Raw genomic sequence first — 21,413 nt, 5'->3', positions numbered from 1 at the left:
TAACACTCTCTACATAAAATAATAATGGTTATGAAAACGATCTGTTTAGCAATAGCACTGCTGTTTTTGTATTCGTGTAAAAAAGACAACGAAACCATAGAGGCTGCCCCCGAAAGCACAGAAGCACCGGCAACGGTAACGGCGGTTAGTAAACCTGCCGTCACAACACCCACGCTTATTGCTGAATTCCTGGCGAAAAAAAAGGAGGTGCAGCGTAAACTTTCATCCTTATCTGCTGAAGAGGCAAATGACCTGTATGACTCTTACAAAAAAGAGAATGACAGCATTATGAGGCAACTGGAACATAATGAGCAGAATATTTTAGAGCATTATTACGAATATTATTCAGACGATCGTGGAAACCCTAAAGCGGCACCCGACTCTATTGCTAAGAAAGAAGCACTGCTTAAAAGTGCCGGTATAGAGTTTTGGGAAATTGGCGAAGGCATGGTAGAAATTCGCACTGTAGCCAATTTTTACCTGTCGCAATTTAAAGGCCATGTTACTGAAGATTATGAAGATTTTATTGCCCTGCTGGCTAAAGACGATGAAAATTTATATTCGGCAGATGCCGGGATTGCCATATCGTTTAATGCTGTAGGAAAGCGTATGCTTAGTTGGGAGAAGTTCATTAGCAAACACCCTTACAGCAAGTTAACCCCTCAAGCTATTGATTTTTACCGAATGTACCAATACGGCTTTTTACTGGGTGAAGATAACACGCCAACTATAGAGGTAACCGACAACAGCATTTATCCCGAAAACCTTAAGGAATTTGCAGCCTTTATCGCTGCCAATCCGTCCAGCCCTACAACAGCCTTAATAAAAATTGTAACCGAAACCAAAGGCACAAAAGATGAGATTACTAAAGCCGTGGCAAAAGAACAGGACAAACTTATAGCCAAACTCACTGCCGATACTACCCCTGATTACCGTTAATTCTGATAATTGCATCTACTAAAGTGGCTGAAAGCCACAAACCTTTGCGACTTTTCAACTGCTTTCCAGATACAATTTTCGGCACAGCTTTACGTCTTCGCGTCTCTGCGTGACAATACCACAAAATAGTATATTAGCATATAATTAATCATATAACATAATGTAACTTTGCGGCTTTGTAACTTTGCAACATTGGCATTTTCATGAAACAAATAACCAGCGCCCAAAACCCCTATATAAAACAACTTGTGCTCTTGCAGGAAAAAGCTAAGGCACGCAGGCAAAGCGGTACTTTTTTAATAGAAGGGCAGCGCGAACTGCTTCTTGCCCGCAAAGGCGGCTACGAAATTGATACGGCACTATTTGTCCCGGAATTATTATCGGAAACCGAAGTGCGCGCCTTGGCAGGAAGGCAGGCCGAAGTGATAGAGATAAGCCGCGAGATATACCAGAAACTGGCATACCGCGATACTACCGAGGGTGTTATTGCCGTAGCAAAAAGCAAAAGCCTATCGCTTAACGATTTGCAATTGGGCACTAACCCATTAGTACTTGTTGCAGAGGCTACAGAGAAACCCGGTAACCTTGGCGCACTATTGCGTACCGCCGATGCCGCCAAACTGGATGCCGTTATTATAGCCGACCCCAAAGGCGACCTGTACAACCCCAACATTGTACGATCAAGTGTGGGCTGCCTGTTTACTAACCAGATAGCTACCGGCAGTACAGAAGAAGTTATTGCTTACCTTAAAGAAAATAACATTAATATATACTGCGCCACATTACAGGATTCGGCATACTACCATGAGCAGGATTACAGCACCCCTACCGCACTTGTTGTAGGTACAGAGGCTACAGGGCTAACCCAACCTTGGCGCGAAGCATCTACCCAAAATATTATAATACCCATGCAGGGCGAGATCGACTCCATGAACGTATCGGTAGCGGCAGCCGTATTAATTTTTGAGGCCAAAAGGCAAAGAGGATTCTCTATTTAATTATTTATTTTTTCATGAAATTTTTCATTTACTTACTTTTTTTACTTTCCCTGCCTGCCTTTGCTCAAACCGAAACCATTTCGTGGGATGACGCTACCATAAGCAACAAACTTACACTTACAATTGCCAAGAGAGAATTTGACAAAATTTATAAAAAAGCTGACAGTATTATAAAGCCGGATTACTCTAAAGTATGTGGTGCCGATGCTGATAGTAGTTTTGAATACGTATATTATAAAGGCCTGATGTTTGAAATGGATAACGGCATCATGAATTTCAGGGAGATTAATTTAAGCGCGGCACCAAAAGCCCCGCTGTTCTTTGTACATAAGGGCATTACCTTTAACGGGAACACAAAGCTGGCCGATGTGCAAAAGCTTTTCCCAAATGCCGGTGCCGCATTACAGGACTGCGAAGACAAAGTATACAAAATAATAAAACTGGACCCTGCCGAATCGGGTGACGACAGCGAATGGTTCTTTTATTTTAAAAATGGAAAGCTTGCCATTATAGAATGCAAATTTTCGTGTTAGGCTTATAACATACCACAACCAAATGCCGTTGTAGTATATGGGCAGCAATGCTTACCTTTACACTTTAAGTTTTATTAGCATGAAAATTAGTACCTGCCTTTTTTTACTCCTGTCTTTTTCGATGTTTGCACAAAACAAGGAAACCATATCGCGGGAAGAGGCACGCATAAACGACAAGATAAAACTCTCCCTGCCCTATACCGAATTCATAGAGCGCTACAGGGCTGCCGACAGTACCGCAACTCCTTATGCCGGCGAGACGTGCAGCAAAAGCCCCGACGTAAAGATGGTATATTACAGGGGCATAACGTTTGAGCTGGATAACGGAACGCTAACCTTTAAGGCTATAGATTTTTCTAAGAAAAAGCACATGTACATGTCGACTTCCATCGACTGGTTTGACCACACTACTTCTCTTAAAAGTTTTACAAAAAATTATCCCGAAGAATCGGAGTTTATAGAAGATTACGAAACGGTAGATGGGGAAGCACTTAAACGTATTATATTAATGCCTGATGACCTTGCCGAAAATTATGAGTGGTGGTTTTTCTTTAAAGACAACAAGCTTAAGAGTATAGAGTGCCATTACATATGTAAGTAATGCAGCCTAAAACTTACCACAACCCTATAAACGGCGAGTATACCACCATACTAAAAAGTTCTGCAGATACTGGTGGGGCGTATACATTTTTTGAAGTTAGCCTCGCGCCAGGAGGTGGCAACCCGCTGCATTACCACACTAAATTTACCGAAGAGTTCTTTGCCGTAAAAGGTTTACTCGGCCTGCAAAAAGGGACAACCACACTCTACTTAAAGCCCGGCGAAAGTGCAGTTGTTCCCCCGGGCCATTACCACCGCTTTTTTAACGATGCCGATGAACCCATAATTTTCAGGGTCAGGCTAACTAAGGGCCAACCCAATTTTGAGAATTTCTTAAAAATGATGTTTGGCTTAGTGAACGACGGTAAAACCATTACCAAAAACCAGATCCCGAAAAACATTTACCATATTGCCGTTGCCTTTAAATGGGGCGATACGCACCTTACTAACCCGTTGTTTAAATTATTCTCTCCTCTTGTATTGCTGTTTTATAAACGTGCAGTAAAGCTTGGGATTGAAAAGGATTTGCTGGAAAGGTATTGTGAAGAAAAGTTATAACACAAAGAAGGGGGCAATGCAACTACGAATAATTAACCACAAAGAACACCAGGTTAATCGCAACCAACAAAAAACACTAAGGACACGAGGAAAACTCACTAAAGCCGGAAGAGCACAGGGCTGTACGGAAATAAGTTCTGGAAGAACGGCATAATTTATATTAACTGTGTACCCCATAAGCAATTAACCACAAAGAACACCAGGTTAATCGCAACCAACAAAAAACACTAAGGACACGAGGAAAACTCACTAAAGCCAGAAGAGCACAGGGCTGTACGGAAATAAGTTCTGGAAGAACGGCATAATTTATACTAACTGTGTACCCCATAAGCAATTAACCACAAAGATCACCAGGTTAATCGCAATCAACAAAAAACACTAAGGACACGAGGAAAACCGACTAAAGCCGGAAGGCACAGGGCTGTACGGAAATAAGTCTGGAAGAACGCCATAATTTATATTAACTGTGTACCCCATAAGCGATTAACCACAAAGATCACCAGGTTAATCACAACCAACAAAAACACTAAGAACACAAGGAAAACCGACTAAAGCCGGATGGGCACAAGGCTATATGGAAATGAGAGTATGTTGAGGAATATTATCTTTTAAGTTCCGGAGGAACGGCATGTTTATAGAAAACTAACAATCGCGCAGCTTAGAGCTCCGGAGGAGCGGCATAATTTTACATGCCGTTCCGCCGGAACTCAAAAACTATGGTCTAAATAATGCTATAAACATTTCGCCCCGCCGGGGCTTAGCTACATGTGCACTCATTAATATTTCAATATGTCAAAGAACGATTATGGCAATAGAAACCTACCCCGGTTTTTAGCCGTGGAAAAAAATAATCGTTACAATAAATGTGGAGCACCCCGGCAATTGATGGAGGTTGCTTTGATAGGAAGAGTAAGATTTGTAGTGTAGTAATAGTCTGAGAATATATCCCTGGAAATTGTTGTTGCCCAAATTAAATCAGAATGAATATTATTACTGAAAGAAATAATTGGGATTACAGTCGTTTGCTGTATATCAAAAGTCGGCATGTCTGTTATATCTAATTGAATATCAGACGCAACATCTTCAGGTTCTTCTACAACAGTATGGTAAATAACTACATATTCACCACGCAGGCGGCCTTGTATGTAGGCATTATAGTCGAATACTTTGCGGGTAACAGGTTGCGATGCGTAACACATAATTTTTGTGTAAGGCAAATATCGTGGGAAAGATTGTAGGGAAGTATTGAATAGAATTAGCACTTATAATCCGTGGCTGCAAAGGTAAAAAAATAGTAATTCTAATTACTGAAGCCATCATTTCAACTAATTTCTTTTAAGCCCATACGCTACCTAATTTAATTAATAGTGAATAAGTCAAATTAGTGGCAAATAACACAAAAACACATTAACAGTTTCGTGTCATTTAAATTGATAAATTTGCATATATAAATTTTACTATGAAAGCTAAAGATATAGAACGCATATCGAAAGCGCTGGGCGACCCCACCCGCCTGCGCATACTCCAGGAGGTAAAACAACGGGAATGGATGCAATGTGCTGATATTTGCGGACTTGTAGACCTCGCACAACCTTCTGTTTCGCATCACCTTAAGCAACTGGGCGATGCCGGATTACTTATATCCGAAAAGGAAGGCCGCAATATAAAATACTCTATAGACAGCGAAGTCCTTGATGGCTACATTACCTTTTTAAGCACCCTTAAACAATAAACTTCTGTTTTTTGAAAAAAAACATATAGAAAAATATAAATATATAAATTAATAGATATACATTTGTTGTGTATTTGGATAAAAGCAAAAAGCTATATTAAAATACATTGATTTATTTAAATATATAAATGTTTTAAAAGTTTAAGTCAACACAAGATGAGTTTAAAATTAGAAGGCAAAGTAGCCATCGTAACCGGAGCTTCAAAAGGAATTGGAGCCGGTATAGCAAAAGATTTAGCAAATGCAGGCGCAAAAGTTGCCGTAAATTATGCATCAGATAAAGCGGGTGCAGACAAAACCGTTAGCGAAATAACCGCAAGCGGTGGCCAGGCCATCGCCGTTCAGGGGTCTGTAACCAGCACCGAAGACATTGCACGCATTTTTGGCCAGGCAAAGGAAGCCTTTGGCAATATAGACATTGTAGTAAACAATGCAGGTATCTATAAATTTGACGCGGTACAGGATGTAACTGCTGAAGAATTTGACAGGCAGTTTCACACCAATGTATTGGGCCCCATCCTTACCACAGGCGAAGCTTTAAAACACTTCCCGGAAACAGGCGGCAGCATTATTAACATCAGCTCTGTAATAGCCACCAGCCCAAGCCCTAATGCCGCAGTTTATGCAGCAACAAAAGGTGCGCTTGACACCCTTACAAAAACACTGGCACTGGAGCTTGCCCCTAAAAAAATAAGGGTAAATACGGTATCGCCGGGTATTACAGAAACCGAAGGCACACACACCGCCGGAGTTATAGGCAGCGAGTTTGAGGCCCAGCTTGTAGCTACAACACCACTGGGCCGTTTGGGTCAGCCGCAGGATATTGCCGGTATTGTAACCTTCCTTGCATCGGACGATGCCGGATGGATTACAGGACAAAGGGTAAACGCCTCGGGAGGTTTATAATTTATCGTTTTAAAATTCAGTTCGTTAAAGGCGGGGAGTTATTCCCTGCCTTTTTTTTGTTTAATGGAATGCGGTTTTCGCGGATTTTCGCAGATCGAGCCAATATGTGAAAGTATTTGTTTACCAGACCTCACCCCCAGCCCCTCTCCAAAGGAGAGGGGAGCGGCTACACATACTCTTATTTATAATTGAATAGTGTCCTCACCCCCAGCCCCTCTCCGAAGGAGAGGGGAGCCAACAAAGGGTATAGTTCGAGAAAATTAATGCAAAATCAGGCTAATTTAACCAGAAACATTCGAATGTAGCTGCACCCTCTCCTTCGGAGAGGCTGGGGAGATGACAGAAAAATGTGCCCAAAAGATAGGCAGAGGTGATTCCCGACAGATATCCTGGGGTGAGGTTCAACGACCAATCCATACCCTTAGCCCCGATAGAGCCGCCATCCCCATAGCTTGCCTGCCGCAGGCGTGGCATAGCGAAGGGATAAAGGCGAAAGCGGGACCGGCGTTTGTAAAAATGCACTTAACCAGCCGCTGTGAATAAAAAATTTGAGCTTAAATAAACACTGATTTTCTTATACTACTATAGATAGAATCTTTGTTTCACATATTGGATATCGCAAAAATTTCATTACTTTTAAAGCACATGAAAGATGCTATGGTAGAGATTGATATAGAACAGGAAAACAAGGCGATTGCCAAAGAATACAAGGAATTACTGCGTATTAGTTACCAAACTCTTACAGAGGAGGATAAGAAACTGATACGTAAGGCTTTTGATGTGGCTGTAGATGCCCACAAAGACCAGCGGCGCAAAAGTGGTGAGGCATATATTTTTCACCCTATTGCCGTGGCTAAAATTGTAGCGTCGGAGATTGGGCTTGGTGCTACATCCATAGCCTCTGCCCTGTTGCATGATGTGGTTGAGGATACTGATATTACGGTAGATGACATCCGCCGTATGTTTAACCCCAAAATTGCACAAATTGTTGAGGGGCTTACCAAGATTGCACAGGTTAAGACCGACCAGGAAATAAGCATGCAGGCAGAAAACTTCCGTAAGATGCTGCTTACCCTTAATGATGATGTGCGTGTTATACTTATTAAGATTGCCGACCGCCTGCACAACATGCAGACGATGGAAAGCATGGCCGATTATAAACAGGCCAAAATAGCATCTGAAACCTTATACATTTACGCTCCCCTTGCCCACCGCCTGGGGTTGTACAACATTAAGAACCAGCTTGAAGACCTTGGACTTAAATATACAGAGCCGGCTGTGTACCACGATATTGTGGGCAAAATGAAGGAAACCAAAGAGGAGCAGGATGCTTACATTAAGGCGATATCTGACGTTCTGAAAACATCGCTCGATAGCGAGGGTATAGAGTACACTATAAAAGGCAGGCCAAAATCTATATACTCCATCCGCCGCAAAATGCTGGCACAAGGCGTTAGCTTTGATGAAGTGTATGACAAGTTTGCCCTGCGCATTATTTATAAATCTGAAAACCAGCACGATGAAAAATTCCTCGCCTGGAAAATATACTCGATAGTAACCGATCATTACCGCCCAAGCCCAAGCAGGCTGAGGGACTGGATATCATCGCCTAAATCTACCGGATATGAGGCCCTGCACATTACCGTTATGGGCCCTAAAGGCCGCTGGGTAGAGATACAGGTGCGCAGCGAACGTATGGACGAGGTAGCCGAAAAAGGTTATGCCGCACACTATAAATATAAACAGGGAGCCAACACAGAGGAGCACGGGCTGGAAACCTGGCTTAACCTGCTTAAGGAAGCCCTGGAAAATTCGTCGAGCAACGCGGTAGATTTTGTGGAGGATTTTAAACTGAACCTCTACGCTAAAGAGATCTATGTGTTTACACCAAAGGGCGAAATAAAATCGCTGCCAAAGGGTGCTACCTCACTGGATTTTGCTTTCAGCATCCACTCAGAGATTGGCATACGTACCCGTGGTACGCGTGTAAATGGCAAACTGGTGCCGCTTAACCATGTGCTTAACAGTGGCGACCAGGTAGAGGTTATCACCTCTCAAAACCAAAAGCCCAACCAGCACTGGCTGGATTATGTTACTACATCGCGCGCCAAGAATAAAATTAAAAACGTACTTAACGAGGACACTAAAAAAATTGCCGAAGACGGTAAGGAACTCCTAACCCGCAAGCTTCGCCATCTTAAAATATCGCTTAACGAAACCACTATAAACGAACTCGTTAGCTATCTTAAGCTTAAAACCAGCCTCGACTTATTTTACCGTGTGGGCGTAGGCTCTATAGACAATCAGCAGCTTAAGGATTATGCCGCGCTTAAAAGCAATACCTTTATGAATTTCTTTAAAGGTAAAATTAAGCGTACGCCTAACCTGCCGCAGGAGCAAATTCAGAAAGACGAGATAAGCCGCAATTATGACCTGCTTGTTTTTGGCAAGAACGAAGATAAACTTGATTATAAACTGGCAAGTTGCTGTAACCCCATACCCGGCGATGATGTTTTTGGTTTCGTGACCATTAATGAAGGTATAAAAGTCCACAAAAAAGACTGCCCTAACGCTATAAGGCTGCAAAGCAATTATGCCTACCGCATTATGCCTGCCAAGTGGATAGACTCGTCTCAGGAAGAGTTTAAGGCTACCCTTAAAATTACAGGTATGGACTCGCTGGGGCTTACTAACGAGCTTACTAAGGTTATTAGTAACAACATGCATGTTAACATACAAAGCATATCGCTTAGTGGCGATGCCGGTATTTTTAACGGGCAGCTTACCGTAGTGGTGCAAAACAACGCCCTGCTTAAAAAACTTATTGAGGCCATTAAGAAAATTGATGGGATAGATAAGGTAACAAGGATTTATAATAGTTGATTTTAAAGCCACGAATTGCACAAATCCACGCGAATTTCATCAATTAGTAAAAATTTTTGCAAATTTGTGTAATTCGTGGTTGACATTTATAGTTTGTAACTACCGACTTTTAACCAACTAATCTTTCACTTAAAAAAAATTAGCTTATCTTTGTACATTGATTAATAAACCATGGAAAATAATAAAAACCAGGATATTGTAAAAAATGTCTTCACAAAATTTCTTGAAGACAAAGGGCATAGGAAAACACCTGAGCGCTATGCTATACTCCAGGAAATTTACAACAGCCTTGAGCATTTTGATATAGAATCGCTTTATATTAAAATGAAGAACAAGAACTACCGTGTAAGCCGTGCTACGCTGTACAACACGATAGAGCTGCTGCTGGAATGCGGGCTTGTGCGCAGGCACCAGTTTGGCCAGAACCAGGCACACTACGAAAAATCGTATTTTGATAAGCAGCACGACCACATTATCATGACGGATACCGGCGAGGTAATTGAGTTTTGCGACCCAAGGATACAAAGCATCAAAAAAACGATAGAAGAAATTTTTGGTATTGAAATTCATAACCATTCTTTATACCTTTACGGCAACAAAAAAGCAATACCTGCTCCTGCTGCCGAGGTAGAAAAGGCCGAAAGTTAATAGCGGCTGACTATAAACAGCAAAAGCAAACCAACCCTGAATAAGGATTGGTTTTTGTTTTTAAGGATACTAACGAACAATAATTACAACATAAACAACTAACTAATAAGGAATGACCGTAGATTTACTGCTCGGATTACAGTGGGGCGACGAAGGCAAAGGAAAAATTGTTGACGTTCTTACTTCAGGATATGATATTATAGCCCGTTTTCAGGGCGGGCCTAATGCAGGCCACACGTTAGAATTTGATGGCATTAAGCACGTGCTTAGAACGATACCATCGGGTATTTTCCACAAAAATTCGATTAACATTATAGGTAACGGCGTTGTTATGGACCCGGTAGTTTTCCAGAAAGAACTGGAAGGCCTGGAGAAATTTAATATTGATATTAAATCGCGCCTGCTTATTTCGCGTAAAGCGCACCTTATATTACCTACCCACCGCCTGCTTGATGCTGCCAGCGAAGCTTCTAAAGGTAAGGCAAAAATAGGCTCTACCCTTAAAGGTATTGGCCCTACATATATGGATAAAACCGGCAGGAACGGTATCCGCGTAGGCGATATAGAGCTTGATAACTTTAAAGACCACTACCGTGCCCTTGCAGATAAGCACCAGGCCATGATAGCGTTTTATGATGTTGCCCTTGAGTATGACCTTGAAGAACTTGAGGCTGAGTTTTTTGCTGCGGTAGAAGTACTTAAAACACTTACTTTTATAGATAGCGAAGAATACCTTAACAAAGCCATGAAAGCAGGTAAGACCATTCTTGCCGAAGGTGCACAGGGATCGCTTCTTGATATCGATTTTGGAACGTACCCATTTGTAACATCATCTAACACTACTGCGGCGGGTGCATGTACCGGCCTTGGTATTGCCCCTAACAAGGTAAAAGATGTGTTTGGTATATTTAAAGCATACACTACGCGTGTGGGCAGTGGCCCCTTCCCAACCGAACTGTTTGACGAAGACGGTGCTACCATGGCACGAGTAGGCAATGAATTTGGATCGGTTACAGGCCGTGCAAGGCGTTGTGGCTGGTTAGATCTTGTGGCTCTTAAATATGCCGTACAGGTAAACGGCGTTACACAATTATACATGATGAAGGGCGATGTACTTTCGGGCTTTGAAACCCTTAAAGTTTGTACCGCTTATAAATATAAAGGTGTTGAAACGGACTATTTCCCTTACAACATTGAGCCTGAAAACGTAGAGCCTATTTTTGTTGAGAAAAAAGGCTGGGCTGCCGACCTTACCGGAATCAAAAATTTTGACGAACTTCCGGTGGAGTTTAAAGAATACATTGCTTTTATTGAAGAGCAACTTGAAGTGCCCATCAAAGTAGTATCTGTAGGCCCCGACAGGACCCAGACCATTACTAAATAATACTAAAGCCGCTCCCATTACAGAGCGGCTTTTCTTATACAGCAATCAGAAATTAATTGTTTTGTACTTGTTCATACTGATATGTTTTTGACCACTAAGGTCACGAAGTTTTTCACAAAGAACACCAGGCTGTGTGAATAAAGCATTCACACTTTCCGCCTTTGGCGGGAGAACACAAAGTCTCATGTAGAGAGCATCGCGCACGTTGAACCTAGTCGTAAAAGATATATTTAACAGGGCATAAAAAAACCCGCAATTGCGGGTCTTTCGTTGTTTGTATGTGTAAGAAGCGTGTACTATTGTTTTACAACCTTCATGCTTTCGGTTTTACCGGCAGAAGTTACTTTAACCACATAAGTACCTGAAGGATAGTTATCCATATATAATTTTACAACTGTAGTACTTGCTACACTGGTTAATACCTGCCTGCCTGTAAGGTCGTAAACACTTACCTGGTCTACAACATCTTTAGCATTTATAGTAAGGATGTCGTTTACAGGGTTAGGGAAAAATTTAATAGCCGTAGTTTTTACATCTTTTACACCGGCAACGGCAGATACTGTAATAGTGCCCCTCATGTTGCTGTGATAAGCACAAATATATGGTACAGCTCCTACAGTGTTAAAAGTATGAGAATAAGTAGTTCCTGCATTAAGGTTGCCACTTGCAAAAGATTCTACTGCACCGGCAGATGTTTCTACTGTATGAGGCATAGCGTCTGTAAGCATCCACATCACGGTATCGCCCTGGTTAATGGTCATACTTGCCTGAGCCGCAGGAACATTAAAAAACCAGTTAATCATGTGGGTTTCCTGGGCATTCATGGTAAAGGCTCCGAAAAGGAACATTAAAGAAAGTAATTTTGTTTTCATTGTTGTGTTGTTTTAAAATGTATAATTTGTCCAATAACAAATTAACAATAATTAAAACCGGTAATCCATATCCATTGAGTATAAGCAGCTTTCAACTTAGAATATGCACACTTTCATTTAGTATACGATTTTAACCTATGTGAACAGGCTTGTAAGCATTAAGCTTATCAAGATATAAAACCGTTTTAGTATTATCCTCGTTTTCAGCATACATCATTTCAAATTTTGCACCGTAAATAATCTCATCAAAAGTATATGATGTGCTTATTGCAACAGTATTGCTGAACAAATCATCAAAGGCTTTTACATATACAATAACTTCTCCCTGTGCCGCGGCAAAATCCTGTTTGGTAAAACCATGAAAAGGGCTTTGCTCTGTAATGGGGTGTACGAGTGTCCAGCTTAATGACAGCGCTGTAATCCTTTCCATCTCCAGCGGAAGAACATAAAATTTATTTACCGGTATGCCATCATCTCCCATAACCGTCATGCCCAGTGTCATACGGGCTTCGGCATCTATAAGTTTAGTGTTTTTAAAAGGTGCAAACCGTATCATAAAAGCAGTACCGCCATGGTAGGGTGCAATGAGGGCATTGTGCGAAAACTTAAGGAATGCCTTTGGCCTGCTAAAACGTCCATAAAATAAACCTGTAGCAATTGCAAAACTAAGCAATCCGGTTAACGCTTCGGCAGCAGATAGTGCACTGGTTAAAAATCCGCTTGGGCTTATGTGGCCATACCCTACTGTAGTAAACGTCTGGGCGCTAAAAAAATAAGCCTTACCAAATTTAAGCCACTCGTTACCCGTAGGGTCTATCCCATCGAGATATTCTATACCAATAGCATAATACAATAGGGCAAATATAAAATTAACCACCATGTAAAAGGTTACGAGTAAACTCAGGAACTTCCATCCCGGCATGTTAAGCATGGTATGGTACCAGCTTATTCTGCTAAAAAAAGTAAGTCCGCGTTTCTCTATATTAGCCGACCCGTCTTTATTTATAAAACGCCCGCCATAGCTCGACGGATTGGTACCAAAACCAGAGGTGTCGATAGTTTTTGCCTGAGTATTTACTTTTTTCCTAAAAATATCCATGTGTGCTAAATTGTATTTCAAATGTAACAATAATGCTTCAACATTTACAACGCACGGCTTGCTGTAACAAATACAGCAAACAGTTGTGAGAAAAATGAGCCTGCATTGTGTAACATATTTTAAAAAACACCTACATATATAAACAACAAACATAATCAGGCGTAAAATTTTAATTGTTACATTTGATATGAACCAATCAATACTAATTTAATCATCAATCAAAAAACCAATGAAAAACGTAGTTGCAACCATCCTGGCTTTCAGTGCTATCAGCATTGCAGGCGCACAGGAAAAAGAAAAACCACAGCCGGGAAACCCCTCACTGGCATCATCTAAAGACGAACTTGCTAAACTGGCAGCTTCAGAGAAAGGCACGTACAAATATACCGTAGCCGATTACTTTAAAAAGCCTTCCCAGTTTTCGTTCCAGTTTTCGCCTAACGGGCAGTACCTCTCTTATAAAGAAAGAGATGCAAAAGGTAAAAGCCATGTATACGTAAAAAACACCACTACTAACGAGGTTAAGCGCATTATAGAAGAAAAGGATGAGCTTATTCGCGGTTATAATTGGGCAGGAAATACACGCCTTGTATATATGCAGGATAAAGGTGGCGACGAGAATTACCATATTTATGCAGTAGACCTTGATGGCAGCAATAAAAAAGACCTTACCCCTTTTGATGGTGTTAAGGCCAGCATTAGCAAAATACTTAAAGATCAGCCTGATTACATGATCGTGGAGATGAATAAGGAAAACCCTCAGGTTTTTGAACCTTATAAAATAAACATTAAAACGGGCGAAGCGGTTAAGCTGTTTGAAAACAAAGATATTGCAAACCCTATTGGTGGTTTTGACTTTGATAAAGACGGTAACCTTAAAGCGTACACACAACAACAAAATGGCACTGAGAATGCCCTGTACTACAGGGCAGGTAACGACAAGCCTTTTGAAAAAGTGATACAAACTACCTGGAAGGACGATTTTTCTATCATTGCCTTCGACTATACGACCCCTAATCCTAATGATGCGTTTGTAGTTACCAATACAGAAAGTAATACAAGGGAGATTATATTATATGACCTTGCCTTGAAGAAAACCATTAAAAAGGTATACAGCAACCCAACATTTGATGTAAGTGGTTTAGTAACGTCGCGCAAACGTGGCTATGAGGTAGACTATTATTACTATAGTGGCGAAAAAGACCATACAATACCGGTAAGTGCAACCTACAAAAAACTGCACGCCCGTTTAGAAAAGCAGTTTGACGGTAAAGATTTTGGCCTTGCCGGAATAACCGACAATGAAGATAAATATCTTGTTTATGTTACAAGTGATAAACTTTACGGTACATACTACACTTATGACGTTGCTAAAGACAGCTTTAAAGAAATAATGAACCTTGCCCCGCAGCTTAAGGAAACTGATATGGCAGAGATGCGCCCTATTAAATTTATATCGCGCGATGGGCTTACTATTTACGGTTACCTTACCATTCCTAAAGAGGCTTCTAAATCTAAAAAAGTGCCGCTGATAGTTAACCCGCACGGTGGCCCTTATGGCGTTAGGGATAACTGGGGCTTTAACCCCGAAACCCAACTGTTTGCAAGCCGTGGTTACGCTACGATACAAATAGATTATCGCGGATCTGGCGGGTATGGCAAGAAATTTTTTGTTGCCGGAAACAAACAGATAGGCCGCAAAATGCTGGAAGACCTGGAAGATGGTGTGGCATACGCCAAAACACTCGATTTTATTGATGGCAGTAAAGTGGCAGTTTACGGCGGAAGCTATGGTGGCCTTGCAACCCTGGGCAGCCTTGTAAAAACACCCGACCTTTATAAATGCGGTATCGACTACGTTGGGGTATCTAACCTGTTTACCTTCTTTAAATCGTTCCCTGCATATTGGAAACCATTCCTTGCTCAGGTGTATGAGCAGTGGTATGATGAAAATAGTGCCGCCGACCAAAAAATCATGACAGAGGTATCTCCTGCGCTTAATATTGATAAGATTACCAAGCCGTTATTTGTTTCTCAGGGCGCTAATGACCCAAGGGTTAATATAGATGAAAGCGACCAGATAGTATCTAAACTAAGGGCTAAAGGTGTGGCTACGCCTTACATGGTTAAGTACAATGAGGGCCACGGTTTTGGCCACGAAGAAAACCAGATCGAGTTGTACCAATGCATGATTGGGTTCTTTGCAAAGTATCTTAAGTAATTGAAATATAATGGCGCATGAAACTTTTATAGAGTACAAACAAAGTGGATTTTGGATCCCGGAATCCTATATTGAGGTTCTAAGCCATTTTATATGCAATGCATTTTTGAAAAGCGATTTGCATAACTTTAATGAAAATCTGGTAAAAATATATAAGAACTGTGATTCTAATACATCAGGGATAAATGCAGGAATGGTAACTATTTTATTCGACGCTTATATAATTGAACCGAATGAGATAAACACAATGATCAATGTGCTTCAGGATACTAAAAAAATTATAGCAGCTTTAGGCAGTCAGCTATCAATTAAATATTTAAATGATCTGGAAGAGAAAAAAGAAGATGATTACTTTAAGGTGTCATGGTCATTTCCTATACAAACTCAAAGTTTAATATCAACTTTAAATTTTATGATACAGTTGCTTAATGAAAGTTTTCCTCAGGAAAATATTGAGGTTCATTATGCAGGGTTTCCCGGAATGAGTACATCTTATATTACCGTATAATAAGTATAATGGGAATATTCTATGTAAGACGTAGCAATGTAACATCTAAATAACAGAAAGAATCCCCAAATTTGGGGATTTTGTTATTTGATGGATTCAAACAAATAAACATGCTTAAAACTTATATTTTCGCCATATCTTTTACGTTTAGCCTTTCGATAATTGGGCTATTGGTTAACCATGCAATAAAGAGCAGGCCATTTTACTCAAAAATATCTAACCTTAATTTTATAAAAAGCGAGGCTGCGAACCGTTATCTGGGCGTCGTACTTTTTAAAAAAGTTTTGGTTATATCGTTTTGGAAGCATTTAAACCCGACCCTGAAAATAGCAGGCCGCCCCGATAAAGCAAAACTTAATGCGCTGAGAAACGAAATGACAACTGCCGAAGTTGGCCACCTTGTTGCTTTGATGTGTACATTTATAGCCGTGATTGTTATGCACCAAAAACATTATTATGAAGATGCAATAATCCCTGTCCTTGTATGTAACATTGTATTTCATGTATATCCACCATTGGTGCAGCAGTATAACAAAAGGAGGCTGGATAAAATTATTGATAGGATTTCCCGGTAGAAACGTTGCTGTGCAACGTCTAATATAATATTATCCTATTTCCGGCAGAGATTGAATGCTTTGCGTCTCGCACACAGATTCTATTAAATAAGAAACCCGCAATAATGCTGAACCATTTATAAAGATATTAGTTTAATAAGATACTTCAATTTTGTTCTCTTTTACCACGAAGAGCACGAGGTTTTTCACGAAGTACACAAGCTAAGTAAAACCTTTACATAAAGATGACAATCCTGGTAAACCAGGATTGAAGAACACAAAGCTTTGCGTTCTTTGAACCTATGGCGGAATATATTTAAACAGAAAGCCCCACTTGCGTGAGGCTTTAGTTATTTATATGTAGAGACGTTATAGTGAAACGCGTCTACAACTATTTTGTAAGATACATTTTACGGCGCGAATAAAGTTCGTAAAACTGGTCGTCTTTAAGATCGTCTATAAAGAGGATGCTCTCTCCGGTAGATTTCATTTCAGGACCAAGCTGTTTGTTTACGCCCGGGAATTTACTAAAAGAGAACACCGGTTGTTTTATGGCATAGCCTTTAAGCTGCGGATTAAAAGTAAAGTCTTTTACTTTTTTAGCGCCCAGCATAACTTTAGTGGCGTAGTTTACATAAGGTTCGCCGTATGCCTTAGCAATAAACGGAACCGTACGCGATGCCCTTGGGTTAGCTTCTATAATGTATACAATATCGTCTTTAACGGCAAATTGTATATTTATAAGCCCTACCGTTTTAAGTGCCAGCGCTATATTTTTAGTATGGTCCTTTATTTGCTGCATTACAAACTCACCCAGGTTAAACGGTGGAAGTGTAGCATTACTATCGCCACTATGTACACCGCAAGGCTCTATATGCTCCATGATGCCTATAATGTAAACATCTTCGCCATCGCATATTGCATCGGCTTCGGCTTCAATGGCACCGTCAAGGTAATGGTCAAGGAGTAGCTTGTTGCCCGGTATGCTCTTAAGCAAATCTATAACGTGGTCTTCCAGCTCCTGTTTGTTAATAACTATCTTCATTCCCTGCCCGCCCAGTACATAACTCGGACGTACAAGTAACGGGAAGTCTAACGTGTCGGCAAGCTGTGTAGCCTCCTCAGCACTTTCGGCAATACCAAAGCGTGGGAAAGGAATTTTAAGCTCGGTAAGCAGGTCAGAGAAACGGCCCCTGTCCTCAGCAAGGTCAAGCGCATCAAAGCTGGTACCTAATATTTTTATACCATACCTGTCAAGTTTCTCGGCAAGCTTAAGGGCAGTCTGCCCACCAAGCTGTACAATAACGCCTTCGGGTTTTTCATGGCGGATGATGTCATATATATGTTCCCAGAATACCGGCTCAAAGTACAGCTTATCAGCGGTATCAAAATCAGTCGATACTGTTTCCGGGTTACAGTTTATCATTATGGTTTCATAACCACACTCGGCAGCGGCAAGTACACCGTGCACGCAAGAGTAGTCAAACTCTATACCCTGGCCTATACGGTTAGGGCCAGATCCTAATACCACCACCTTCTTTCTATCACTAACCACACTCTCGTTATGAACGTAGCGGGTACCATCGGGACGCTGAATTTCGGCTTCAAAAGTTGAGTAATAGTAAGGCGTTTTCGCTTCAAATTCGGCCGCGCAGGTATCTACAAGTTTGTAAACACGTTTTACGCCCATATCTTCGCGCTTATTATACACTTCGCTTTCAAGGCAGTCCATCATGTGGGCAAGCTGCCTGTCGGCAAAACCTTTTTGCTTCGCCTCAAGGAGCAATTCTTTAGGCAATGTATCTATTTTAAATTTAGACACCTCTTTTTCAAGGCTGTACAATTCCTCATATTGCTTAAGGAACCACATGTCTATTTTGGTAATTTCGTGAATGCGGCTAAGCGGAATACCCATTTGTATGGCATCATAAATAACAAACACACGGTCCCAACTTGCATGGGTAAGTTTGTCGATGATCTGCTCATAGTTGGTGTAGCCTTTACCGTCGGCACCAAGACCATTACGCTTAATTTCGAGCGATTGTGTAGCTTTATGCAACGCCTCCTGAAACGAGCGGCCTATACCCATAACCTCACCTACCGATTTCATCTGAAGGCCTAACGTACGGTCGGCACCTTCAAACTTATCAAAGTTCCAGCGTGGTATCTTTACAATAACATAGTCGAGCGTAGGCTCAAATAAAGCCGAAGTTGACTTTGTGATCTGGTTTTGCAGTTCGTCAAGGTTATAACCCAGCGCCAGTTTAGAGGCTATCTTAGCAATAGGATACCCCGTAGCTTTAGATGCCAGTGCCGATGAGCGCGATACCCTTGGGTTAATCTCTATGGCAACAATATCTTCTTTTTCATCCGGGCTTACCGCAAACTGAACGTTACAGCCACCGGCAAAGTTGCCTATGCTGCGCATCATGAGGATAGCCATATCCCTCATTTTCTGGAAGGTAACATCGCTTAGTGTCATGGCCGGAGCTACAGTAATACTATCGCCTGTGTGGATACCCATAGGGTCCATATTTTCTATCGAACAAATAATAACTACATTATCATTTTTATCGCGAAGCAATTCAAGCTCATATTCTTTCCATCCTAAAAGTGCTTTATCTATAAGCACCTCATGAATAGGCGACATTTCAAGGCCGTAGGTAAGCAGGTTATCAAAGTCTTCTTTTCTGTGTACAAAAGCAGCCCCTGTACCACCCAGCGTAAACGATGGGCGTATAACCAGCGGAAAGCCAAACTCCTGCGCTATCTCTTTACCCTTAAGGAACGAGTTAGCCGTTTTAGCAGGTGCAGCCGGTATGCCTATCCTTTCAAGCAGTTGTTTAAACTGCTCCCTGTCTTCGGTAATGTTTATGGCATTAACATCTACCCCAATAAGGCGTACGTTAAAATCTGCCCATATCCCTTTTTCTTCTGCCTCAAGGCAAAGGTTAAGAGCCGTTTGCCCGCCCATTGTGGGTAGTACGGCATCTATATTTGGGTGTGCTTTAAGTATTTCTACTATCGATTTTGTGGTAAGCGGTTTCAGGTATACATGATCGGCCATAGAAGGGTCGGTCATAATGGTAGCCGGATTAGAGTTGATAAGGATAACTTCTATCCCCTCTTCCCTTATAGATCGTGCGGCCTGAGAGCCGGCATAATCAAATTCGCAGGCCTGGCCAATAACGATGGGGCCCGAACCGATAATTAAAACAGATTTGATGGAAGTGTCTTTAGGCATTGTATGTGTTGTAGTTGTGTTTATTATGTGCCCGCTTAAGGGTATGCAAATTTACGATATTTTTTTAAAACCTGAGCCCCGATAGAGTCTACGCTTAAGTCCTTTCCCGCTACCCCTCTACAGAGAGGGGAGGCCAGTGCGGTTATGAGTGTAGTTATCCCCTCTCCTTTAGGGAGGTTAGGGAGAGGACACAAGAACCTGATATGAAAATCTCCGGCTTAGGTATAAAAAAAGGCGTTACTAAAAATAAGTAACACCTTTCTTTATATATGTTTTTTCAAACATTATTTCTTGTGGCGAGGTTCGCTTGAAACAGTTAGTTTATGTCTTCCTTTAGCCCTTCTGCGAGCAAGTACTTTTCTTCCGTTGGCAGAAGCCATCCTGTCCATAAAACCGTGCTTATTTCTTCTTTTTCTCTTTGATGGTTGAAACGTTCTCTTGCTCATTGCTTTGTATCTTTAAATCTTGTTGAAATATCTTATCTTTACAGCTTTACGACATCGCTACCCTAAAACCGAGTGCAAATATACAAAGCTTTTTTTTTCTGACAAGTAGTTTTATAAAAAATATTTTATTTAAACGCATTCTTTAATTTTACTACCTTTGCACCGCAAATTTATACATAATTATGTTTAATAAAAATCTGAAGCTGGTTTTAACAGCTGTAATAGTGTTAGTAGCCGTTTGGCAGTTTGTAGAAGGCAACATAGGCAACGGTATTTTTCTCTTACTGTTATCAGGTATATTCGTATTCCTATATTTTAAAAACGAAATGATACTCCTTGCGTTCCTTAAACTGCGCAAACAGGATTTTGACGGTGCCAACAAATACCTTGATAAAATAAAAGACCCGCATACCGCCCTTGTTCCTAAACAGGAAGGGTACTATAACTACCTTAAAGGTATCATGTTATCGCAAACCAACCTTACGCAGGCCGAAAAATACCTGAAAAAAGCAGTAGAGCTTGGCCTTAACATGGACCAGGATATGGCTATGGCAAAACTTAATCTTGCCGGTATAGCAATGAGCAAGAACCGTAAGATAGAAGCAGAGAAACTACTTATAGACGCTAAGAAACTCGATAAGCAGGGAATGCTTAAGGAACAGATAACCATGATGAAGGCCCAGTTAAAGAAAGGCCCTCAAACACAAATGAGAAGATATTAATGAAGACCGCCTGATGGCGGTTTTTTTGTGGGTGATTGTTAATAACGATTTTTACAGCAGCTACAAATGAGTGTAAAGATTGTATCTTTGAAAGCCAATCAACACACAATGACTCCAAAAGAAAACTTTAAACTTACCGGACTTAAACTTGATAAAAAAACCTTTAATGCCATTGGGCAGGCAGCGATAGACTGCGGCGCCCTGTGGCAAAAATTTATGGGCGAGGCTGTTGCCGATAAAATTACCGATAAACTATCTACTGATATTTATGCCGTGTATTTTGAGTATGAGGGTGACCATACCCAACCCTACTCTTTTTTCATTGGGTGTATAGTCGATGCTGATACAGAAACTCCTAATGGTTTACAAAGCATTGAGATTCCAAATCAAAAATACGCCATAGTTACCGCTAAAGGTAAAATGCCTGAATGCGTTGCCAATGCATGGCAGGAAATATGGAAATCGGACGTTGACAGGGTGTATGGTTATGACTTTGAGGTATACAATGAGCTTAGCGCCGACTGGGAAAATGCTATTGTAGATATTTATTTATCGGTAAAATAAAA

20 protein-coding genes are annotated in these 21,413 nt (G+C 41.1%); 15 read left to right on the top strand and 5 right to left on the bottom strand.

The features are described 5' to 3' along the window. The first annotated feature begins 30 nt into the window (after positions 1-30). The 5 genes from F565_RS0107910 to F565_RS0107890 all read left to right on the top strand — a co-directional run bounded on the left by F565_RS0107910 (position 31) and on the right by F565_RS0107890 (position 3,628). A complete protein-coding gene (locus F565_RS0107910; RefSeq protein ID WP_020212675.1) occupies positions 31-939 on the top strand; it encodes a hypothetical protein in 909 nt (302 codons plus the stop codon). 203 nt (positions 940-1,142) lie between these two features. After that, a complete protein-coding gene (locus tag F565_RS0107905; RefSeq protein ID WP_020212674.1) occupies positions 1,143-1,937 on the top strand; it encodes a TrmH family RNA methyltransferase in 795 nt (264 codons plus the stop codon). Positions 1,938-1,951: 14 nt separating this feature from the next. Further along, the gene (locus F565_RS0107900) at positions 1,952-2,470 is read left to right on the top strand and encodes a hypothetical protein (protein WP_020212673.1); all 519 of its coding nucleotides are present in this window, start codon (positions 1,952-1,954) and stop codon (positions 2,468-2,470) included. A 79-nt stretch (positions 2,471-2,549) separates the two neighbouring features. Continuing rightward, the gene (locus F565_RS0107895) at positions 2,550-3,071 is read left to right on the top strand and encodes a hypothetical protein (protein WP_154652563.1); all 522 of its coding nucleotides are present in this window, start codon (positions 2,550-2,552) and stop codon (positions 3,069-3,071) included. After that, the gene (locus F565_RS0107890; protein WP_020212671.1) at positions 3,071-3,628 is read left to right on the top strand and encodes a cupin domain-containing protein; all 558 of its coding nucleotides are present in this window, start codon (positions 3,071-3,073) and stop codon (positions 3,626-3,628) included. The genes F565_RS0107895 and F565_RS0107890 overlap by 1 nt, the downstream gene beginning before the upstream one ends. 854 nt (positions 3,629-4,482) lie before the next feature. Here the strand turns inward: F565_RS0107890 and F565_RS0107880 are convergent. Continuing rightward, on the bottom strand, positions 4,483-4,827 hold the full coding sequence (locus tag F565_RS0107880; protein WP_020212669.1) for a hypothetical protein: 345 nt from the start codon (positions 4,825-4,827) through the stop codon (positions 4,483-4,485). A gap of 260 nt (positions 4,828-5,087) precedes the next feature. Between F565_RS0107880 and F565_RS0107875 the strand changes: the two genes are divergently transcribed. From F565_RS0107875 to F565_RS0107855, 5 genes are all read left to right on the top strand, one after another. Further along, complete coding sequence (locus F565_RS0107875) at positions 5,088-5,360, top strand: ArsR/SmtB family transcription factor (RefSeq protein ID WP_020212668.1); 273 nt, start codon at positions 5,088-5,090, stop codon at positions 5,358-5,360. Between the two features lie 156 nt (positions 5,361-5,516). After that, the gene (locus tag F565_RS0107870; RefSeq protein WP_020212667.1) at positions 5,517-6,266 is read left to right on the top strand and encodes an SDR family NAD(P)-dependent oxidoreductase; all 750 of its coding nucleotides are present in this window, start codon (positions 5,517-5,519) and stop codon (positions 6,264-6,266) included. A 657-nt stretch (positions 6,267-6,923) separates the two neighbouring features. Continuing rightward, complete coding sequence (locus F565_RS0107865) at positions 6,924-9,149, top strand: RelA/SpoT family protein (RefSeq protein ID WP_026299947.1); 2,226 nt, start codon at positions 6,924-6,926, stop codon at positions 9,147-9,149. Positions 9,150-9,320: 171 nt separating this feature from the next. Then, the gene (locus F565_RS0107860; protein ID WP_020212665.1) at positions 9,321-9,797 is read left to right on the top strand and encodes a Fur family transcriptional regulator; all 477 of its coding nucleotides are present in this window, start codon (positions 9,321-9,323) and stop codon (positions 9,795-9,797) included. Positions 9,798-9,909: 112 nt separating this feature from the next. Continuing rightward, on the top strand, positions 9,910-11,181 hold the full coding sequence (locus tag F565_RS0107855; RefSeq protein WP_020212664.1) for an adenylosuccinate synthase: 1,272 nt from the start codon (positions 9,910-9,912) through the stop codon (positions 11,179-11,181). Positions 11,182-11,477: 296 nt separating this feature from the next. Here the strand turns inward: F565_RS0107855 and F565_RS21330 are convergent, their stop codons facing one another. After that, on the bottom strand, positions 11,478-12,053 hold the full coding sequence (locus tag F565_RS21330; RefSeq protein ID WP_020212662.1) for a T9SS type A sorting domain-containing protein: 576 nt from the start codon (positions 12,051-12,053) through the stop codon (positions 11,478-11,480). A 130-nt stretch (positions 12,054-12,183) separates the two neighbouring features. Next, the gene (locus F565_RS0107840; protein ID WP_020212661.1) at positions 12,184-13,152 is read right to left on the bottom strand and encodes an ion channel; all 969 of its coding nucleotides are present in this window, start codon (positions 13,150-13,152) and stop codon (positions 12,184-12,186) included. Positions 13,153-13,381: 229 nt separating this feature from the next. On the opposite strand from F565_RS0107840, the gene F565_RS0107835 reads away from it, so the two are divergent. The 3 genes from F565_RS0107835 (at position 13,382) to F565_RS0107825 (ending at position 16,456) form a co-directional block, all read left to right on the top strand. Continuing rightward, positions 13,382-15,373, top strand: a complete 1,992-nt coding sequence (locus F565_RS0107835) for a S9 family peptidase (RefSeq protein WP_020212660.1) — start codon at positions 13,382-13,384, stop codon at positions 15,371-15,373. Between the two features lie 10 nt (positions 15,374-15,383). Next, positions 15,384-15,881: a hypothetical protein gene (locus tag F565_RS0107830; protein WP_020212659.1), complete on the top strand. Its 498-nt coding sequence runs from the start codon at positions 15,384-15,386 to the stop codon at positions 15,879-15,881. 110 nt (positions 15,882-15,991) lie between these two features. Further along, complete coding sequence (locus tag F565_RS0107825; RefSeq protein ID WP_020212658.1) at positions 15,992-16,456, top strand: glycosyl-4,4'-diaponeurosporenoate acyltransferase CrtO family protein; 465 nt, start codon at positions 15,992-15,994, stop codon at positions 16,454-16,456. A 370-nt stretch (positions 16,457-16,826) separates the two neighbouring features. Here the strand turns inward: F565_RS0107825 and carB are convergent, their stop codons facing one another. Beyond that, positions 16,827-19,679 carry a carbamoyl-phosphate synthase large subunit gene (carB, locus tag F565_RS0107820; protein ID WP_020212657.1) on the bottom strand — a complete coding sequence of 951 codons (2,853 nt, stop codon included), beginning with the start codon at positions 19,677-19,679 and terminating at the stop codon, positions 16,827-16,829. 284 nt (positions 19,680-19,963) lie between these two features. Then, entirely contained in the window at positions 19,964-20,125 is a 162-nt protein-coding gene (rpmH, locus tag F565_RS22650; protein ID WP_008464848.1) for a 50S ribosomal protein L34, read from the bottom strand. A gap of 182 nt (positions 20,126-20,307) precedes the next feature. On the opposite strand from rpmH, the gene F565_RS0107815 reads away from it, so the two are divergent. Together F565_RS0107815 and F565_RS0107810 are read left to right on the top strand one after the other, a co-directional pair. Continuing rightward, the gene (locus F565_RS0107815) at positions 20,308-20,847 is read left to right on the top strand and encodes a tetratricopeptide repeat protein (protein ID WP_020212656.1); all 540 of its coding nucleotides are present in this window, start codon (positions 20,308-20,310) and stop codon (positions 20,845-20,847) included. Between the two features lie 108 nt (positions 20,848-20,955). Further along, positions 20,956-21,411, top strand: coding sequence for a GyrI-like domain-containing protein (locus F565_RS0107810; protein WP_020212655.1), 456 nt, complete (start codon positions 20,956-20,958; stop codon positions 21,409-21,411). Positions 21,412-21,413: the final 2 nt, after the last annotated feature.

It is taken from the genome of Flavobacterium rivuli WB 3.3-2 = DSM 21788 (genome assembly GCF_000378485.1).
GTDB lineage: Bacteria > Bacteroidota > Bacteroidia > Flavobacteriales > Flavobacteriaceae > Flavobacterium > Flavobacterium rivuli.
The sequence above is the reverse complement of the archived record's forward strand: the minus strand, read 5'-3'. Positions and strand labels throughout refer to the sequence as shown.

What these genes read in the sequence shown, in the direction of transcription:
- carB (WP_020212657.1), bottom strand. Translation starts at nt 19,679, where the DNA reads ATGCCTAAAGACACTTCCATCAAATCTGTTTTAATTATCGGTTCGGGC.
- F565_RS21330 (WP_020212662.1), bottom strand. Translation starts at nt 12,053, where the DNA reads ATGAAAACAAAATTACTTTCTTTAATGTTCCTTTTCGGAGCCTTTACC.
- F565_RS0107900 (WP_020212673.1), top strand. Translation starts at nt 1,952, where the DNA reads ATGAAATTTTTCATTTACTTACTTTTTTTACTTTCCCTGCCTGCCTTT.
- F565_RS0107855 (WP_020212664.1), top strand. Translation starts at nt 9,910, where the DNA reads ATGACCGTAGATTTACTGCTCGGATTACAGTGGGGCGACGAAGGCAAA.
- F565_RS0107880 (WP_020212669.1), bottom strand. Translation starts at nt 4,827, where the DNA reads ATGTGTTACGCATCGCAACCTGTTACCCGCAAAGTATTCGACTATAAT.
- F565_RS0107875 (WP_020212668.1), top strand. Translation starts at nt 5,088, where the DNA reads ATGAAAGCTAAAGATATAGAACGCATATCGAAAGCGCTGGGCGACCCC.
- F565_RS0107910 (WP_020212675.1), top strand. Translation starts at nt 31, where the DNA reads ATGAAAACGATCTGTTTAGCAATAGCACTGCTGTTTTTGTATTCGTGT.
- F565_RS0107860 (WP_020212665.1), top strand. Translation starts at nt 9,321, where the DNA reads ATGGAAAATAATAAAAACCAGGATATTGTAAAAAATGTCTTCACAAAA.
- F565_RS0107890 (WP_020212671.1), top strand. Translation starts at nt 3,071, where the DNA reads ATGCAGCCTAAAACTTACCACAACCCTATAAACGGCGAGTATACCACC.
- F565_RS0107815 (WP_020212656.1), top strand. Translation starts at nt 20,308, where the DNA reads ATGTTTAATAAAAATCTGAAGCTGGTTTTAACAGCTGTAATAGTGTTA.
- F565_RS0107870 (WP_020212667.1), top strand. Translation starts at nt 5,517, where the DNA reads ATGAGTTTAAAATTAGAAGGCAAAGTAGCCATCGTAACCGGAGCTTCA.
- F565_RS0107865 (WP_026299947.1), top strand. Translation starts at nt 6,924, where the DNA reads ATGGTAGAGATTGATATAGAACAGGAAAACAAGGCGATTGCCAAAGAA.
- F565_RS0107825 (WP_020212658.1), top strand. Translation starts at nt 15,992, where the DNA reads ATGCTTAAAACTTATATTTTCGCCATATCTTTTACGTTTAGCCTTTCG.
- F565_RS0107835 (WP_020212660.1), top strand. Translation starts at nt 13,382, where the DNA reads ATGAAAAACGTAGTTGCAACCATCCTGGCTTTCAGTGCTATCAGCATT.
- F565_RS0107830 (WP_020212659.1), top strand. Translation starts at nt 15,384, where the DNA reads ATGGCGCATGAAACTTTTATAGAGTACAAACAAAGTGGATTTTGGATC.
- F565_RS0107895 (WP_154652563.1), top strand. Translation starts at nt 2,550, where the DNA reads ATGAAAATTAGTACCTGCCTTTTTTTACTCCTGTCTTTTTCGATGTTT.
- F565_RS0107810 (WP_020212655.1), top strand. Translation starts at nt 20,956, where the DNA reads ATGACTCCAAAAGAAAACTTTAAACTTACCGGACTTAAACTTGATAAA.
- rpmH (WP_008464848.1), bottom strand. Translation starts at nt 20,125, where the DNA reads ATGAGCAAGAGAACGTTTCAACCATCAAAGAGAAAAAGAAGAAATAAG.
- F565_RS0107905 (WP_020212674.1), top strand. Translation starts at nt 1,143, where the DNA reads ATGAAACAAATAACCAGCGCCCAAAACCCCTATATAAAACAACTTGTG.
- F565_RS0107840 (WP_020212661.1), bottom strand. Translation starts at nt 13,152, where the DNA reads ATGGATATTTTTAGGAAAAAAGTAAATACTCAGGCAAAAACTATCGAC.